The 1181-nt window shown below is 63.4% G+C and carries 1 protein-coding gene; it reads right to left on the reverse strand.

The annotated features are described in order from the left end of the window. The coding region (locus tag AC1DT2_RS23970) for a hypothetical protein (RefSeq protein ID WP_477299197.1) at window positions 1-1121 on the reverse strand (1121 nt) is incomplete at its 3' end. Between the last annotated feature and the right edge of the window lie 60 nt (window positions 1122-1181).

Genomic DNA, 1181 nt, shown 5'->3' on the forward strand with positions numbered 1-1181 from the left:
GCCAGTGGCAGCAGGCGCTGCTCGGCCATTTCGCCCGACTGATTTTCGTACTCGACATCAAAAAGCACGGTCGCCCACAACGCATCGATCAACCGGGGATCCGCGTTACCCGCGAGTGCGCCAATCGCGTCAGTCAGGGCCACGCCGACCCACCAGCCAGGGACGCCAGGGTCCATGGCGTAAGACCGCATCAGTGTGTCGATCGCAAGGACGGGATCGACGGCGAGCAGCGCGCGAAACCACGCATTCGGCGTGCCCTTTGTGGATCGACCGTCGGTATGGCGTAGCACGGCGCCCACCGACACTTGTAACGCCTCGAGCGCGGCCACTGCTTCGGCAGGTTCGTGGTCCGCCAGCGCTGGTACGCTTTCGATCACGTCGAATAATGTGGGATCTTTGTGAAATCCGTAGCCGAGCATGAACGGTGCAGCGCGCTGCCAATGCTCAATTGCCCGTGGGGCCGCGACCGGCCCGCCAGCGCGCATGGTGGCGGCAAGAAGATGTAGCGCAGCGTGGCCGCTGTAGTAGGTTCCGGATGCTTCCATTTCACCGATCAAGGTGTCCAGCGCGTCCTCAATCGGCGGTCGGGCATCGTCCCGGTCGGTGAAGGTAGCCAGGATGGCGACTAGGTCACTGGCGGGCAGGGGGCCGCCATCTTCTCGGTCCATTCGGGTAGCGGTCTCGCGACGGACACCTAGAACTGTGGAGAGCGCGGCGAACCACTCTTGTGTCGTGTCGAGTAGCGATAGGCCGAGCGCCAAGCTCTCATTGATCACCTTTTGAATGGAGAAAAGGTCGCACGCGCGCGGGGACCCGGCGAACGGGCGCGTATCGATCGTGAGCTCCTTGAACGCCGGAATGCACGAGACGGGCTTCCCGACTCGTCGCGCCCCCTCCGCCTCGGCGACGGATAGCGCAAAACGGAGCCAGCAAGGGTACCAGCCGACGCCCTTTATCCTTTTGCGCTGCGCAGCGAAATATTCGACCGGATCATTGGCGACGGCGTTCAATCGCACAGAAGCAAACCAGCGGCGAACGAGGTGGGCGTCGAGTATGCCTCGCTGTTCAAAGCCCTCCATCAGCGTGACCGCATCCATCGCCAGCCCGCGGGCGGCGCTCATTGATGCGCCGCGCTCGACGCATCGAATCGCTTCCTCAGGCGACGCCGCATACCCCAAAGC

This window comes from Luteibacter sp. P4_E6 (genome assembly GCF_056401535.1).